This is a genomic window from Microbacterium sp. 2FI (assembly GCF_005502885.1).
Taxonomy (GTDB): domain Bacteria; phylum Actinomycetota; class Actinomycetes; order Actinomycetales; family Microbacteriaceae; genus Microbacterium.
Genome location: NZ_SCMR01000016.1, coordinates 60,331 through 76,456, shown reverse-complemented (window position 1 = coordinate 76,456; position 16,126 = coordinate 60,331). Strand labels below are relative to the sequence as shown.

At 69.7% G+C, this 16,126-nt stretch carries 13 protein-coding genes; all 13 read left to right on the top strand.

All coding sequences use genetic code 11. The features are described from left to right. Positions 1–40: 40 nt before the first annotated feature. The 13 genes from FFS15_RS13235 (at position 41) to FFS15_RS13175 (ending at position 16,116) form a co-directional block, all read left to right on the top strand. Positions 41–1,825, top strand: a complete 1,785-nt coding sequence (locus FFS15_RS13235) for an ABC transporter ATP-binding protein (RefSeq protein ID WP_137845507.1) — start codon at positions 41–43, stop codon at positions 1,823–1,825. A 69-nt stretch (positions 1,826–1,894) separates the two neighbouring features. After that, on the top strand, positions 1,895–2,788 hold the full coding sequence (locus FFS15_RS13230) for a PmoA family protein (protein WP_137845506.1): 894 nt from the start codon (positions 1,895–1,897) through the stop codon (positions 2,786–2,788). Next, positions 2,785–3,888, top strand: a complete 1,104-nt coding sequence (locus FFS15_RS13225; RefSeq protein WP_137845505.1) for a Gfo/Idh/MocA family oxidoreductase — start codon at positions 2,785–2,787, stop codon at positions 3,886–3,888. Before FFS15_RS13230 ends, FFS15_RS13225 begins: the two co-directional genes overlap by 4 nt. A 1-nt stretch (position 3,889) precedes the next feature. After that, positions 3,890–4,849 carry a family 43 glycosylhydrolase gene (locus FFS15_RS13220; RefSeq protein WP_249354053.1) on the top strand — a complete coding sequence of 320 codons (960 nt, stop codon included), beginning with the start codon at positions 3,890–3,892 and terminating at the stop codon, positions 4,847–4,849. Between the two features lie 214 nt (positions 4,850–5,063). Further along, on the top strand, positions 5,064–6,359 hold the full coding sequence (locus tag FFS15_RS13215) for an extracellular solute-binding protein (RefSeq protein WP_137845504.1): 1,296 nt from the start codon (positions 5,064–5,066) through the stop codon (positions 6,357–6,359). Positions 6,360–6,487: 128 nt separating this feature from the next. Then, complete coding sequence (locus tag FFS15_RS13210) at positions 6,488–7,423, top strand: sugar ABC transporter permease (protein ID WP_249354055.1); 936 nt, start codon at positions 6,488–6,490, stop codon at positions 7,421–7,423. Then, positions 7,420–8,346 (top strand): carbohydrate ABC transporter permease, encoded by a 927-nt coding sequence (locus FFS15_RS13205; RefSeq protein WP_137845502.1) that lies wholly within the window; start codon positions 7,420–7,422, stop codon positions 8,344–8,346. Before FFS15_RS13210 ends, FFS15_RS13205 begins: the two co-directional genes overlap by 4 nt. Positions 8,347–8,351: 5 nt before the next feature. Further along, positions 8,352–9,005 carry a hypothetical protein gene (locus FFS15_RS13200; protein ID WP_137845501.1) on the top strand — a complete coding sequence of 218 codons (654 nt, stop codon included), beginning with the start codon at positions 8,352–8,354 and terminating at the stop codon, positions 9,003–9,005. 63 nt (positions 9,006–9,068) lie between these two features. Further along, the gene (locus FFS15_RS13195) at positions 9,069–11,150 is read left to right on the top strand and encodes a beta-galactosidase (protein ID WP_137845500.1); all 2,082 of its coding nucleotides are present in this window, start codon (positions 9,069–9,071) and stop codon (positions 11,148–11,150) included. Next, positions 11,147–12,673 carry an alpha-N-arabinofuranosidase gene (locus FFS15_RS13190; protein ID WP_137845499.1) on the top strand — a complete coding sequence of 509 codons (1,527 nt, stop codon included), beginning with the start codon at positions 11,147–11,149 and terminating at the stop codon, positions 12,671–12,673. The genes FFS15_RS13195 and FFS15_RS13190 overlap by 4 nt, the downstream gene beginning before the upstream one ends. Positions 12,674–12,794: 121 nt before the next feature. Then, complete coding sequence (locus FFS15_RS13185) at positions 12,795–14,000, top strand: Gfo/Idh/MocA family oxidoreductase (protein WP_249354052.1); 1,206 nt, start codon at positions 12,795–12,797, stop codon at positions 13,998–14,000. A 17-nt stretch (positions 14,001–14,017) separates the two neighbouring features. Beyond that, positions 14,018–15,235, top strand: coding sequence for a dihydrodipicolinate synthase family protein (locus FFS15_RS13180; RefSeq protein ID WP_137845498.1), 1,218 nt, complete (start codon positions 14,018–14,020; stop codon positions 15,233–15,235). Then, positions 15,232–16,116, top strand: a complete 885-nt coding sequence (locus FFS15_RS13175; protein ID WP_137845497.1) for a sugar phosphate isomerase/epimerase family protein — start codon at positions 15,232–15,234, stop codon at positions 16,114–16,116. The genes FFS15_RS13180 and FFS15_RS13175 overlap by 4 nt, the downstream gene beginning before the upstream one ends. Positions 16,117–16,126: the final 10 nt, after the last annotated feature.

The following is a 16,126-nucleotide window of genomic DNA, read 5'->3' as shown; positions in this document are numbered from 1 at the left end:
CGCGCGCAACCGGAGGCGGCATCCGTCGTACCATGTCCTCATGACCCAGAAAGCGTTTACCGGCGCGATCCGGATCGTGGACATCACTCAGAATCCGCGTCCGGGGCGCACGGTGCTCACGCTGCTCGCCCGCCGGCCCGGCCGCATGACCCTCGCCATCCTCGCGTTCGCCTGCAAGGAGATCCCCCTGTGGTTCCTGCCGGTCATCACGGCGGCGATCATCGACATCGTCGCCACCGGGGGCGAGGTGTCGACCGTGCTCATCTGGTTCGCGGTCGCCGCACTTCTGCTGCTGCAGAACTACCCGATGCACATCGTGTACACCCGCAACTTCATGACGGTCGTGCGCGACACCGGAGCAGACCTCCGCAACGCCCTCGCGGCGCGCCTGCAGAGCCTGTCGATCGGCTACCACACCCGGGTGAGCGCCTCCATCATGCAGACGAAGCTCGTCCGCGACGTCGAGAACATCGAGCTCATGCTGCAGCAGGTGACCCACCCGCTGCTGTCGGCGACGATGGTCATGATCGGCGCGATCTCGATGACCGCGATCACGGTGCCGCAGTTCCTGCCGGTCTACGCCCTTGCTGTGCCGATCGCGATCGGCATCCGCTATGGACTGCGCAACCGTTCGCGGGAGCGCAACGAGGTGTTCCGCCGCGAAGTCGAGACCCTCTCTGCGCGGGTCGGCGAGATGGCCTCGCTCATCCCCGTCACCCGTGCGCACGGGCTCGAGCAGACCGCGGTCACCCGCGTCGCATCGGGCGCCGACGGCGTCCGTCGCGCGGGCCTGCACCTCGACATGCTGAACGGCCACGTCGCCTCGATCTCGTGGGTCGCGATGCAGCTGCTCGGGGTCGGCTGCCTGGTGCTCGCGGCGATCTTCTCGCTCACGGGTCTCCTCCCGATCACGCCGGGCGAGGTCGTGCTGCTGTCGACCTACTTCACGCTGCTGACCGGCGGCCTCACCCAGTTGCTCATGCTCATCCCGGTCGGCGCACGCGGCCTCGAGTCGATGCGCTCGATCTCGGAGGTGCTGCAGGAGCCCGACCTCGAGCAGAACGAGGGCAAGCGCGTGGTCGACCATGTCGGCGGACATCTCACGCTCGAGAACGTGTCGCATCGCTACGACGAGGCCGACCGCGATGCTCTGCAGGACATCTCGCTCGACATCGCACCCGGTGAGACCGTCGCGTTCGTCGGGTCGTCGGGCTCGGGCAAGTCGACCCTCCTCAACCTCGTGCTCGGCTTCGTGCGCCCGACCTCGGGGCGGATCCTGCTCGACGGCGCCGACATGCAGGCGCTGGACCTCCGGACCGTGCGCCGGGCGGTCTCGGTTGTGCCGCAGGACTCGGTGCTGTTCGAGGGGACGATCCGCGAGAACATCGCCTACGGCCTCGACGAAGTGTCGGAGGCGCGTCTGCTCCAAGCCCTCGTCGACGCGAACGCGGCCGACTTCGTCGATCGTCTTCCCGTCGGCTGGGACACGCTGGTCGGCGAGCGCGGCGCGCGACTCTCGGGCGGTCAGCGGCAGCGGCTCGCGATCGCCCGCGCCCTCGTGCGCGATCCGCGCATCCTGCTGCTCGACGAGGCGACCTCGGCACTCGACCCCGAATCGGAGGAGCTCGTCAAAGAGGCGCTCAGCCGCCTGATGCGCGGCCGCACGACGCTGGTCGTCGCACACCGCCTGTCGACGATCCGCCAGGCTGACCGCATCGTCGTGCTCGAGCACGGCCAGATCGTCGAGCAGGGCCGGCACGACGAGCTGCTCGCCCGCTCGGGCCGCTACGCGCACTTGCACGCGACGCAGGCCGGCGCCGTCTGAGCACCGATGGGATAGCGCTTTCCGTCATTCGGGATTAGACTCGCACCGGCCCATTCCACGGAGGTATGCATGCGCTTCGATGACGCGACGCCCGGCCGGCTGACGCTGCGCGACGGTGACGGCGCAGACGCCGCCGTGCTCGCCGAGTACGTCTACGCCCCGACCGACGCCCCGATCGAATCGCCGCGACCGTACGCACTGCTCCTCACCCGAGACGGCCGTGCGGCGACCGCGTACCGCCCGGACGACCACGTGTGGCACAAGGGTCTCTCGCTCGCACTCCCCCATGTCGGGCACGACAATTTCTGGGGCGGCCCGACGTACCTGCGCGGCCAGGGATACACGCAACTCGCCAACAACGGCGCCCAGGTGCACCGCGGGTTCACGTCGCTCGAGCCCGCACGCGTCGACGAGCGCCTCGACTGGGTGACGCAGGCCGGCGCCGTGATCCTCACGGAAGAGCGCACACTAACCGCGCGCTCCCTCGACGAAAGCGCGTGGGCGCTCACGTGGCGGAGCCGGCTCACCAACGTCTCGGGCGAGGCGCTCGCGTTCGGCTCACCCACATCGAACGGACGCGAGAACGCCGGGTACGCCGGCATCTTCTGGCGCGGGCCCTCGGGCTTCACCGGTGGCGAGATCATCGGGCCCGACGGCGCGGCGGGCGACGCGGCCCGCGGCGCCGCAGCACCGTGGCTGGCGTATGTGTCGCCCGACGGCGGCGTCGGCGTGCTGATGCTCGACGCGGGCGCCGGCGAATCGCCGTGGTTCGCACGCAGCGCGGAGTACGCCGGGCTCTGTCCCGCGCCGTTCTTCTACGACGACACCGAGGTCGCGCCCGGCGACACGCTCACCCTGGGCGTGGTCGTGATCATCGGCGGACCGGATGCCGCGACCCACGCCACCGGCGCGGGTGCGGAGCTCGTCGCCGAGCTGCGCGCCGACTCGGAGGTGCCGGCATGACTGCCGAAGGTTTGCGCGTCGCGCTCGTCGGCACCGGCGCCGTCGCCAACCTCCACGCCCGCGGCGTCGCCGCCCACTCCCGCGCGGAGCTCGTCGCGGTGACCGATCTCACCCGCGCGAACGCGGACGCGTTCGCGTCGCGCTACGGCATCCCCGCGGTCTACGACGACCTCGACGGGATGCTGGCGGCCGAGCACCCCGATGTCGTGCTCATCTGCACGCCGCCCGCCGTCCACCGCGAGCAGACGCTCGCCGCCTTCGCCGCGGGAGCCCACGTCGTGGTCGAGAAGCCCCCGGCGCCGTCTCTCGACGAGCTCGACGACATGCGCGCTGCGGCGACCGCCGCCGGCCGCGAGCTGGCCGTCGTCTTCCAGCAGCGAACCGGCACCGCCGCTGCCCACGTCAAGCGCCTGCTCGACGAAGGCGCGTTCGGGCGGCCCCTGCTCGCGCAGTGCCAGACGCTGTGGTTCCGCGATGCGGACTACTTCGCGGTGCCCTGGCGGGGGAAGTGGCAGACCGAGGGCGGTGGCACGACGCTCGGCCACGGCATCCATCAGCTCGATCTCCTCGCCTACCTCCTCGGCGACTGGTCCCGCGTCGAGGGGCGTCTGTGGCGCCTGGCGCGCGAGACCGAGACCGAGGACGTCTCGACGGCGACCGTGGTGTTCGCAGGCGGCGTGGTCGCGCAGGTGGTCTCGAGCACGCTGTCGCCGCGCGAGACGAGCTCGATCCGCATCGACACCGAGAAAGCCACGATCACCGTCGACCACCTCTATGGGCATGGACACGAGAACTGGCGGATCACGCCGGCGCCGCACGTCGACGAGGCCGCGCAGGCGGGTTGGGCGCTCCCCGATGCCGAGGAGCACAGCGACCACGCGCCGCTCCTGCGCGACGTGTTCGACGCGCTGCTCGCGGGTGCTCCGCTGCCGCCGACCGCCGACGCCCCGGCACGCTCGCTCGAGCTCGTCGCCGCGATCTACGCGTCGGCCGCCGCCGACGGCGCAGTGGTGACCCCGGCCGACCTCGCTACGCACCCGACGCACCGGCGCGGGTTCGCAAGCCCCGTCATCGATCTCACACCCGGCGCGGACCGCTGACGTGATCGACCCCGACGCTCCGGCGCCGCGCGAGCTCTACCGAGACCCGGTCTACGACGGCGCGACCGACCCCACGGTCATCCGCGACACCGGCACCGGCTGGTGGATGTTCTACACCCAGCGTCGTGCGAACCATCCCGACCCCGGCCCGGGCGTCGCGTGGGTGCACGGCAGTCGCATCGGCGTCGCACAGAGCGACGACGGTCTGCGGTGGTCGTACGCGGGGACCCTCGAGCCGTCGGCATCCGCTTCCCTCGTGCTCGACCCGGGCGGCCCACCCGCCGTCGTCGACGCGACGCATTGGGCGCCCGAGGTGATCCACGACGGCACGCGGTGGCGCATGTACCTGACCGAGATCGACGGCATCCCGACCCGCTGGGAGGGCCACCGTCGGTGCATCGTCGAGTACGCCTCCGACGACCTCGTGACGTGGACCCGGCGCGGCCCGCTCGCCCTCGCGAGCGACCGCGTGATCGACGCCGCCGTGACCCGCTGCCCCGACGGGCGGTGGCGGCTCTGGTACAAGGACGAAGCCGCAGACTCGACGACGGCCGTCGCGGTGTCGGACGATCTCGAGGCCTGGCGCCTCGACGACACGGCGATCGGCGGGCGCCCGCACGAAGGCCCGTACGTGTTCACGCTGGGCGGCTGGTGGTGGATGCTGACCGACGAGTGGCGCGGCATGGCCGTGCACCGCTCGCACGACGCGGTGACGTGGGAGCGCCAGGGCGGAGCGGATGCCGTCATCCTCGGCGAGAGCGGACCGCCCGCCGCCGGCGTGCAGATCGGCCGACATGGCGCGGTGGTCGGCGCCGGCGACGAGGCACTGCTGTACTTCTTCTCGCACCCGTGGTGGGACGGCAGCGAACTCGAGGGCGCTGACGAGCCCGCACACCGGCGCAGTGCCGTGCACGTCGCGCGCCTGCGCGTCGACGGCGACAAGCTCACCGCCGAGCGTTGACGCCCATCCCTGCGTCGAGCGGATGCGTCACCCGTCGTTACTGAATCGTTCAAATTCCTGCCCCTCCCCCCTTGCGAAACGTTTTTGCGCCCTGTACCGTAGCGGGCAAGCGCTTTCCGGATTGCACCAAGGGATGCGCCACACACCGCATCAACGGACAACGAACGTCTCGCGGAGAAGAATCGAACGCAGACGTTCAGAGAGAAGGACAAGGATGTTCAACAAGAAGCGGACATTTGCCGGCATCGCCCTCGCGACCGGCGCCGCACTGGCCCTGGCGGGTTGCGCCGGTGGCAGCGAGCCCGAGCCGGCCGCGACGTTCGATCCGGACGAGGAGGTCACTCTCGACCTCGCGTTCTGGGGCAACGACGTGCGCGCGGAGCTCTACAACGAGGCGATCGTCGCGTTCAACGAGGAGTACCCGAACATCACGGTGAACCCGACGTTCCTGGGCTTCCCCGAGTTCTGGGAGAAGCGTCAGACCGAGGCTGCCGGCGGCAACCTCCCCGACGTCATGCAGTTCGACTACTCGTACATGCGTCAGTATTCCGAGAACGGGCTGCTGCTCGATCTCGACCCGTACCTCGGCGGCATCATCGAGACCGACCCGCTGCCGCAGAACATCCTCGACATCGGCGTCGTCGGCGGTGTGACCACCGGCATCCCGACCTCCACGAACGCGTGGGGCCTGTTCACGAACCCCGTTCTGCTCGAGACTGCCGGTGTGGAGGACTTCGCGGGCGGCAGCTGGGACGACTACGCCGACTGGATGGCCGAGATCACCGAGGCTGCCGGCGGCGAGTTCTGGGGTGGCAGCGACTGGACCGGCCGCATCCAGAACTTCGAGATCCAGCTGCGCGCGGAGGGCTCGTACCTCTTCAGCGAGGATGGCGAAGCTGGCTTCGACGAAGAGCGCCTCACCGAGTTCTGGGAGTCGGGCGCGGAGGTCCGCGACGGCATCGGCGTCCCGCAGCAGCGCGTCGAGGAGGTCGCCCCCCTCGGTCCGTTCGACACCGCCAACACCGCGAGCGAGCTCACGTGGGACAACTTCGGCGGCGGCTACCTCGGCAACCTGGGCGAGGGCTACACCGAGCTCAGCCTGCTCGCTCCTCCTGTCACCGAGGAAGGCGCGAAGGACCTGTACCTGAAGCCCTCGATGCTGCACACCATCTCGGCCAACACCGAGCACCCCGAGGCCGCGGCGACGCTGCTCAACTTCCTCGTCAACTCGCCGCAGTCGGGTGAGATCTTCGGCACCAACCGCGGTCTGCCGGCCTCGGAGACCGCTCTCGCCGCCGCTGAGCTCGACCCGCTGAGCCAGCAGGTCAAGGACCACGAGGCGGCGATCGCCGACCGCCTCGGCGACGCGCCCCCCGTGCCGATCGTCGGCTACGGCACGCTCGAGGAGAAGTTCCGCCAGCTGGGCCAGGAGCTCAACTTCGGCACCATCACGGTCGAGGACGCGGTCGCGCAGTTCTTCGGCGAGATGGACGTCGTCCTCACCCAGTAACACGCTTCCGGGGCTCGGGCGTCTGCGCCCGGGCCCCGGAACACCACCTCGAGACCAACGAAGGAGTCGACGTGAGCACCACAGCGACCAGAGTCATCGTGACGGGCAAGTCGTCGCGTCGGTCCCTGCTGCGCCGAGAGCGGACCGAGCAGCTGAATCGGCCGGGTCAGCGTTCGCGGCTGCGCAGGGAGTCGCTCGCGGGCTACGGGTTCCTCTCCCCGTGGCTGATCGGGTTCTTCGGTCTCACGATCGTCCCGATGGTGTACTCGCTGTACCTGTCGTTCACGTCGTACAACATCTTCCAGCCGCCGAAGTGGATCGGGTTCGACAACTACGTGCGGATGTTCACGTCGGATCCGGCGTTCATCCAGTCCGCGCAGATCACCCTGATCTACGTCCTCGTCGGCACCCCGATCACCCTCATCGCCGCCCTCGCGGTCGCGATGCTGCTGAACTACCGCAGCACCGCGGGCGGGTTCTTCCGCTCCGCGTTCTACGCCCCGTCGCTCATCGGCGGATCGGTGTCGGTCGCGATCGTGTGGAAGGCGATGTTCCGCGAGGAAGGTCCCGTCGACACCTCGCTCTCGTTCTTCGGCATCAACCTCGGCGGCTGGGTCGGCAACCCCGACCTGGTGCTCCCGATGATGATCCTGCTGTCGGTGTGGCAGTTCGGCGCCACCATGGTCATCTTCCTCGCCGGCCTCAAGCAGATCCCCAAGGAACTCTACGAAGCCGCCGAGATGGACGGTGCCGGGCCCATCAACCGGTTCCGCGCCGTCACCGTGCCGCTGCTGTCCCCGGTGATCTTCTTCAACCTGCTGCTCGGCCTCATCGGCGCGTTCCAGGTGTTCGCCTCCGCCTACATCATCTCCAACGGCTCCGGCGGACCCGCCGGGATGACGAACTTCATCACCCTCTACCTCTACAAGCGCGGCTTCTCCGACGGCCAGATGGGCTACGCGTCCGCGATCGCGTGGGTGCTGCTGGTGGTCGTCGCCATCATCGCCTTCATCCTCTTCCGCACCCAGAAATCGTGGGTCCACTACTCGGGAGACAACCGATGACTACTTCGAGCTTCTCCCAGAACGCGCTCGTCCAGACCGAGAACCAGGTCGACCCCGACCCGAAGTCGACGCCCCGCCGCAAGGTCAAGCGGAAGACCTGGCAGACCATCATCTGGTTCATCGTGCTGCTCGCGATCACCGCGATCGTGCTCTACCCGCTGGTCTGGCTGCTGTTCTCCACCTTCAAGCCCAACGGCGAGTTCGGGTCGAACCAGGGGCTCATCCCCAACAGCCCCACCCTCGACAACTACGTCAAGGTCATGGAGGGCATCGCCGGCGTGCCGATGTGGAAGTTCTTCGCGAACTCCCTCCTCATCGCCGTCGTCTCCGTGATCGGCACCGTGCTCTCGTCAGCCCTCGCCGCCTACGCGTTCGCCCGCATCCATTTCAAGGGTCTCGGCATCCTGTTCGCCGCGATGATCGGCACGCTGCTGCTGCCGTTCCACGTCGTGATCATCCCCCAGTACATCCTCTTCAACAACCTCGGACTCGTCGACACGTTCTGGCCGCTGCTGATCCCGAAGTTCCTCGCCACCGAAGCGTTCTTCGTGTTCCTCCTCGTGCAGTTCATGCGCCAGATGCCCCGCGACATGGACGAAGCCGCCCGCATCGACGGCGCCGGCCACATCCGCATCTTCTGGGCCATCATCCTGCCGCTCGTCAAGCCGGCCCTGATCACCTGCGCGATCTTCTCCTTCATCTGGGCATGGAACGACTTCCTCGGACCCCTGCTGTACCTCACCAGCCCCGAGAACTACCCGCTCCCGATCGCCCTGCGCCTCTACAACGACCAGTCCTCCACGAGCGACTTCGGCGCCACCGTCACCGCGTCGTTCATCGCACTGCTCCCGGTGCTGCTGTTCTTCCTCGTGTTCCAACGGTTCCTCGTCGACGGCGTCGCCACCCAGGGCCTGAAAGGCTGACGACCATGGCCACCACGACCAAGCGCGAGTACAAGGCTGCGGTCCGCGCCGACCGCTCGGGCAGCGGACCGACGATCGACGACACCCCGGTCGCGCGGTTCCCCGGAGCCACGGCGAAGTTCGGCCTGTTCGGCGAGGTGCTGATGGTGGGCCTCCTCGTCGCGATCGCCGGGATCCTGGTCGTGACGCTGCCCGCGGCGCTCGCGGCCGGCATCCGTCACCTCCGTCGATTCATCGACGCCGAGGCGTCGCCCGCGCGCACCTACTGGCACGACGTCCGCGCCGCGCTGCCGGGCGGGCTCGTCGTCGGCGCCGTCGGGGTGATCGCCGTGGCGATCCTCGCCCTCGACATCGACCTCGCGAACTCGGGCTTCCTCCCGGGCGGCGGGGCGATCGCGATCCTCGGCTGGGTCGGCCTCGGCGCCGTCGCCGTCGCGCTGCTCGCGGCCGCGGGGGCCTGGACCCCCGAGACCGGCTGGCGCACGGCCGTTCGCAGCGTCCCCGCAATCGTCATGGGAGACGTCGTCGGCGCCCTGTACCTCGCAGCCACCGCCGTGTTCGTGTGCGTCGCGGCGTGGGCGCTCGTGCCCCTCGTGATCCCCGCTCTCGGCTGCGCCGCCCTCGCGGTCGTCGCGATCCCCGCGCGCCGTCGCCGCTGACGAGCCGGGTGTCGCCGCCCGAACTCCTGCTACCCGCTCTCCGAACGAACCGAGGACCTGAACGTGCTGTACGGCGCCGACTACAACCCCGACCAGTGGCCGGAGGAGGTGTGGGACGACGACGTGCGCCTCATGCGCGAGGCGGGCGTGAACGTCGTGAGCCTCGGCATCTTCGCATGGTCGCGCATCCAGCCCGCCGAGGGCGTGTGGGACTTCGCGTGGCTCGACACCGTGATCGAGAAGCTCCACGCCGGCGGCATCCAGGTGAATCTCGCGACCGCCACCGCCTCGCCCCCGCCGTGGGTCAGCGCCACCTACCCCGAGACGCTTCCCGCCGACGAGAGCGGAGCCTCGTTCTGGCCGGGCAGCCGCCAGCACTTCGCGCCGTCGTCACCCGTCTACCGGCGCCTCGCAGGCGAGCTGGTGCGCCGCCTCGCCGAGCGCTACGCGCAGCATCCGGCCGTCACGATGTGGCACGTCGGCAACGAGTTCGGATGCCACCTGCCGATGGACTTCTCGGATGCCGCGCGCGACGCATACCGCGGGTGGCTGCAGGGCCGCTACGAGACGATCGACGCGCTCAACGACGCGTGGGGCACGAGCTTCTGGTCGCAGCGCTACGGCGGATTCGACGAGATCTTCCCGCCGCGGCTCGCGCCCTACAGCCACAACCCGTCGTCGATGCTCGACTGGCGCCGCTTCAGCTCCGACATGCTGCTGGAGTGCTACCTGATGGAGCGCGGGATCCTGCTCGCCGCGGGTGCCACCCAGCCCATCACGACGAACTTCATGGGTCCGTTCAAGCCCGCCGACTACGCGAAGTGGGCGCCGCACATGGACGTGATCGCCGACGACTGCTACCCGGACCCTGCAAATCCGAACCGGATCCGCGATGCCGCCTTCCAGCGCGATCTCGTGCGCTCGCTCAAGCCCGGCGTGCCGTGGATCCTCATGGAGCAGGCGACGGATGCCGTCAACTGGCGCCCGTCGAACCCCGGAAAGCGTCCCGGGGTGCTGGCCGCCGAGACCGCGCAGTCGGTCGGGCGCGGAGCCGACGGAATCATGTTCTTCCAGTGGCGGCAGTCCCGCGCCGGCAGCGAGAAGTTCCACTCGGCGATGCTCCCCCACGCCGGCACCGACACCGCGACCTGGCGGAGCGTGACCGACCTCGGCGCGCGCCTCGGCGCGCTGCCCGCGCTCCCCGCACCCGGTCGCGACGCCAGGGTCGCCGTCGTCTTCGACTGGGAGAACTGGTGGGCGATCGAGGGCCGGGATCACCCGGTCGAGATCGACTACCTCGCCCTCGTGCTCGAGTGGTACGGCGCGCTTCACAAGCGCGGGATCATGGTCGACATCGTGGCGCCCGAGCGCATCGACGGCGGCTACGACCTCGTGCTCGCGCCGGCGCTCTACCTGCTGCGCGATGCCGGCGCGGCCGCTCTAAATCGGTTCGTCGACGGCGGCGGCACCCTCCTCACCGGCCCCTTCAGCGACATCGTCGACGAGCACGACCAGTTCCGCGACGGCGGCTTCGTCACGCAGCTCGGGCCCGCCCTCGGCATCCGCTTCGAGGATTTCGGCGCGCTGGGTGGCGCGTCCACGGGCGGCATGGGCGTCGGGGCGCAGGTCGCACGGGTGGGCACGATCGCGGGCGGTCGCGTCGACTTCTCCGTCGGCGGGGTCGAGGCCACCGGATCGCTCGTCGCCGAGGTCGTCCATCCGGCCGGCGCCGAGGTCGTCGCGTCGTTCACGAGCGGTGCCGCGGCAGGCAGCCCCGCCCTCACCCGGCACATGTACGGCAGCGGCGAAGCCTGGTACGTCGCGACGATGCCCGACGCCGCCGGGATCGATGCGGTCGTCGGCGCGCTGGTCGCGGCATCCGGCGTCCGGCCGATCATCGACGACCTGCCCGCAGGCCTCGAGGTCGCCCGTCGCGGCGACCTCGTCACGGTGATCAACCACGGCGACGCGACCGTCGAGGTCGGACTCGAAGGAACGGATGCCGAGACCGGCGCCGCCGTCGTGCTTCGAGCGCTCGCCCCGCAGGAGGTGCTCTTCGCGTGGGCGCCCGTTGACGCCGAACCCCAGACACCGGAAGCATTCCCCGAAGACGCATCCGTCCTCCTCGCCGGAAGGAAGCCATGACCGACGCACGTGCGCTCGGGCGCCTCGACCCAGCCCTCGTGATCTCCGACATCGACCGCCGCATCTTCGGGGGGTTCGTCGAGCATCTCGGCCGCCACGTCTACGACGGGATCTTCGAGCCGCAGCATCCGCTCGCCGATGATGCCGGCTTCCGCACCGACGTGATCGCGCTGGTGCGCGAGCTCGGGGTCTCGACGATCCGGTACCCCGGCGGCAACTTCGTCTCGGGCTATCGGTGGGAGGACGGCGTCGGCCCCGTCGACCGGCGCCCGCGTCGGCTCGACCTCGCGTGGCACGCGACCGAGACCAACGAGGTCGGACTCCACGAATTCCAGGACTGGCTCGACAAGGTCGGCTCCGAGCTGATGCTCGCCGTCAACCTCGGCACGCGCGGCACGCAGGAGGCACTCGACCTGCTCGAGTACGCCAATACGTCCGTCAAGACCGCGCTCACCGACGAGCGCGCCGCGAACGGGCGGCCGCAGCCGTTCGGCGTGAAGATGTGGTGCCTCGGCAACGAGATGGACGGATGGTGGCAGCTGGGTCACCGCAGCGCCTCCGACTACGGCAAGCTCGCGTCGCGGACCGCGAAGGGCATGCGTCAACTCGACCCCTCGATCGAGCTCGTCGTGTGCGGCTCGTCGGGGCGCACGATGCCGACCTTCGGCGCGTGGGAGCGCGAAGTGCTCGAGCACACCCTCGACGACGTCGACTTCATCTCGTGCCACGCCTATTACCAGGAGCACGACGGCGACGCCCAGGAGTTCCTCGCGTCGGGCGTCGACATGGCGAAGTTCATCGAAGAGGTCGTCGCGACCGCCGATCACGTCGCCGCCGCGCGTAAGAGCGACAAGCGCATCATGATCTCGTTCGACGAGTGGAACGTCTGGTACCTCTCGAAGTGGCAGGAGCAGGCGGCGACCTACGGCCCCGATGACTGGCCGATCGCGCCGCGCCAGCTGGAAGACCAGTACAACGCACTCGATGCGGTCGTCTTCGGCGACCTGCTCATCACTCTCTTGCAGCACTCCGACCGCGTGAGGTCGGCGTCGCTTGCGCAATTGGTGAACGTCATCGCGCCGATCATGACCGAACCGGGGGGCTCGGCATGGCGGCAGACGACGTTCTACCCCTTCTCGCTCACGTCTCGCCTCGGGCATGGGCGGGCGCTGCGCCTGCCCGTCGAGGCGGGGACGTTCGAGAGCGACCGGTTCGGCGCGGTCGCGCGGGTCAACGCCGTCGCGACCGTCGATGCCGACGGCGCGAGCGTGTTCCTCGTGAACCGCTCGACGACGGATGCCGCGTCACTCCACATCGACCTCGCTCCCCTGATCGCCGCCCTCGGCCGCGACGTGTCGATCGTCGAGACGCACCTGCTGCACGACGACGATCTCTACGCCGCGAACACGCTCGAAGAGCCGGAGCGGGTCGGCGTACGGCCCTTCCCGCACGCGGTCGACGAGTCATCCGTCCTGTCGTTCACGCTGCCGCCGGTGTCGTGGGCCGCACTGCGACTGGAGTAGGACCGAACGAACCGTCCACGGGAAAGCGCTTGCGCAGCATCCATTCCCGTGTCACACTGTTGGAAAGCGTTTACCCATCCCGACGGAGGCGTCGCGATGGTCACCCAGAGAGAAGGTCACCGTGACTGACACCACCCTCGCCCCGGCGCCGGCCGCGGCGTCCGCCGCCCGCCCCGAGGTGCGCGAGATCGGCATCATCATGAACGGCGTCTCGGGCCGCATGGGCTACCGCCAGCACCTCGTGCGCTCGATCCTCGCGATCCGCGACCAGGGCGGCATCGAACTCGCCGACGGCTCGAAGGTCACCGTCAAGCCGCTGCTCGTCGGCCGGAGCGAGGCCAAGCTCGCCGAGCTCGCCGCCAAGCACGGCATCGAGGACTACACGACCGATCTGGATGCCGCCCTCGCCGACCCGCGCTGGGAGATCTACGCCGACTTCCTCGTGACGAAGGCCCGCGCCACCGCGCTTCGCAAGGCCATCGCCGCCGGCAAGACCATCTACACCGAGAAGCCCACCGCCGAGTCGGTCGACGAGGCCCTCGAGCTCGCGAAGCTCGCGGCCACTGCCGGCGTCAAGACCGGCGTCGTGCACGACAAGCTGTACCTCCCGGGCCTGCAGAAGCTCAAGCGCCTCATCGACTCGGGCTTCTTCGGCCGCATCCTGTCGGTGCGCGGCGAGTTCGGCTACTGGGTCTTCGAGGGCGACTGGCAGCCCGCGCAGCGCCCCAGCTGGAACTACCGTGTCGAAGACGGCGGCGGCATCATCGTCGACATGTTCCCGCACTGGAACTACGTGCTCGAGAACCTGTTCGGCGAGGTCACCTCGGTCTACGCGCAGGCATCGACCCACATCCCCACCCGCTGGGACGAGAACGGCGAGCCCTACACCGCCACCGCCGAAGACGCCGCGTACGGCATCTTCGAGCTCGCCGGCGGCGCGGTCGCCCAGATCAACTCGAGCTGGACCGTGCGCGTGAACCGCGACGAGCTCGTCGAGTTCCACGTCGATGGCACGCACGGCTCGGCCGTCGTGGGGCTCTTCGGCGCGAAGATCCAGCACCGCAACGCCACCCCGAAGCCGGTGTGGAACCCCGACCTCGCCGACGACCACGACTACGACGCCGATTGGGCCGAGGTTCCGACCAACGACGTGTTCCAGAACGGCTTCCGCCAGCAGTGGGAGGAGTTCCTCGAGTCGTACGTGCTCGGCACGGAATACGAGTACGACCTGCTCGCGGGCGCCCGTGGCGTGCTGCTGGCCGAGGTCGGCCTGCAGTCGGCACGCGAGGGCCGCAAGCTCGAGCTGCCGACCCTGTCGCTGGACTGAACGAGAGCGCAGCATCCATGACGAGCCTCACCCTCCTCGGAGCCGACGGCGCCATCTCGGCCGTCACGCTCAACGAGTCCCCCGGCTACGCCAAGCCGACGGGGCCGCTGCAGAGCCGCGTCGCGTATGCCGCCGCGCACGTCGTGCCGCACGTGCACGCCGACAACACCCCGGGTCGTCCCGCCGAGATCGACTGGGATGCCACGCTCGACTTCCGTCGCAGCGTCTACTCGTGGGGTCTCGGCGTCGCCGACGCGATGGACACGGCGCAGCGCAACATGGGCCTCGACGCCGCAGCCACGCGCGAACTCATCGCGCGGTCGGCCGAGGTCGCGCGCGAGGAGGGCGGCTCGGTTGTCGTCGGCGTGAACACCGACCACGTCGAGGCCGAGGCGATCTCGATCGGCGAGGTCATCGACGCCTACAAGGAGCAGCTCCACTTCACCGAGGAGCAGGGCGCCGGCCCCGTGCTGATGGCCTCGCGTCACCTGGCGCGCGCGGCGACGTCGGCCGACGACTACCGTCACGTCTACCGCGAGGTGATCGGGGCTGCGACCACTCCGGTTGTGCTGCACTGGCTCGGCACCGCGTTCGACCCGTCGCTGGAGGGCTACTTCGGGTCGCCCGACTGGCGCGAGGCGTCGGCGGTGCTGCTGGAGATCATCGGCGAGAACGTCGACCGGATCGCGGGCGTGAAGATGAGCCTGCTGGATGCCGAGTCCGAGGTCTCCGTGCGCGAGCGCCTGCCCGAGGGCGTGCGCATGTTCACCGGCGACGACTTCAACTACGTCGGCCTGATCGGCGGGGACTCACTCGAGGCCCCGGCCGCTGAGCGAGCCGCAGGCGAGACGAAGCGCGGCCACTCCGACGCGCTGCTCGGCGCCTTCGCTGCTCTCACGCCGGTCGCCTCCGCCGCGATCCAGGCGCTCGACGCCGGCGACTCGGCGCGGTACCTCGAGATCCTCGGCCCCACCGAAGAGCTCAGCCGCCAGGTGTTCGCCGCGCCGACGTTCTACTACAAGACCGGCGTCGCGTTCCTGGCGTGGCTCAACGGCCACCAGACCGCATTCCAGATGGTCGGCGGACTGCACTCGGCGCGGAGCCTCCCGCACCTCTCTCGCATCGTCGAGCTCGCCAACGCATCGCACGCCCTCGAACAGCCCGAGTTGGCTGCCGTCCGCTGGCACGGCATGCTCCGCACGAACGGCCTCGACGTGCCGGGAGTGCTGTCATGACCGCGGCCGTCGACCCGCGCCTGTCGATCAACCAGGCCACCATCAAGCACGCCGACCTCGCGACCGCCCTGCGCGTCACCGCCGAGGCCGGCGTGCAGGCGATCGGGCTGTGGCGTGAGCCGGTGCAGGAGGTGGGACTTGCGACGGCGGCACGGATGCTGAGCGACTCGGGTCTGCGCTTCACCACCCACTGTCGCTCGGGCTTCTTCACGATGCCCGAGGGTCCGGCGCGTCGGGCGTCGATCGACGACAACCTCGTGGCGATCGACGAGGCCGCGACCCTCGCCGCCGCGGGAGCCGCCGGCTCGACCGCGATCCTCGTGCTCGTCGCAGGAGGTCTCCCCGACGGCTCCCGCGACATCGTCGGCGCGCGCGAGCGCGTGCGCGATGCGATCGGCGAGCTGGCACCCCACGCCGCCGCGGCCGGAGTGACTCTGGCGATCGAGCCGCTGCATCCGATGTACGCGACCGACCGCTGCGTCGTTTCGACCCTCGGACAGGCGCTCGACATCGCAGCCGACTTCGACCCGGCAGTCGTGGGCGCGACCGTCGACACGTTCCACATCTTCTGGGACCCCGACGTGCTGGCATCCATCGCCCGCGCCGGGCGCGAGGGCCGCATCGCGACGTACCAGGTATGCGACTGGAAGACCCCGCTCCCCGCCGACGTGCTGCTCTCGCGGCACTATCCGGGCGACGGCGTGATCGACTTCGCTTCCCTCACAGCCGCCGTCGAGGCGACGGGGTACGACCGCGACATCGAGGTCGAGATCTTCAACGAGGAGATCTGGGCGACCGACCCGCTGCTGGCCGTGCAGCGCACGGTCGCCGGGTTCGGTGCGGCCGTGTCGCCGCACCTGCGGGCAGCCGTTCCGAGCTGACGCCGGCCGC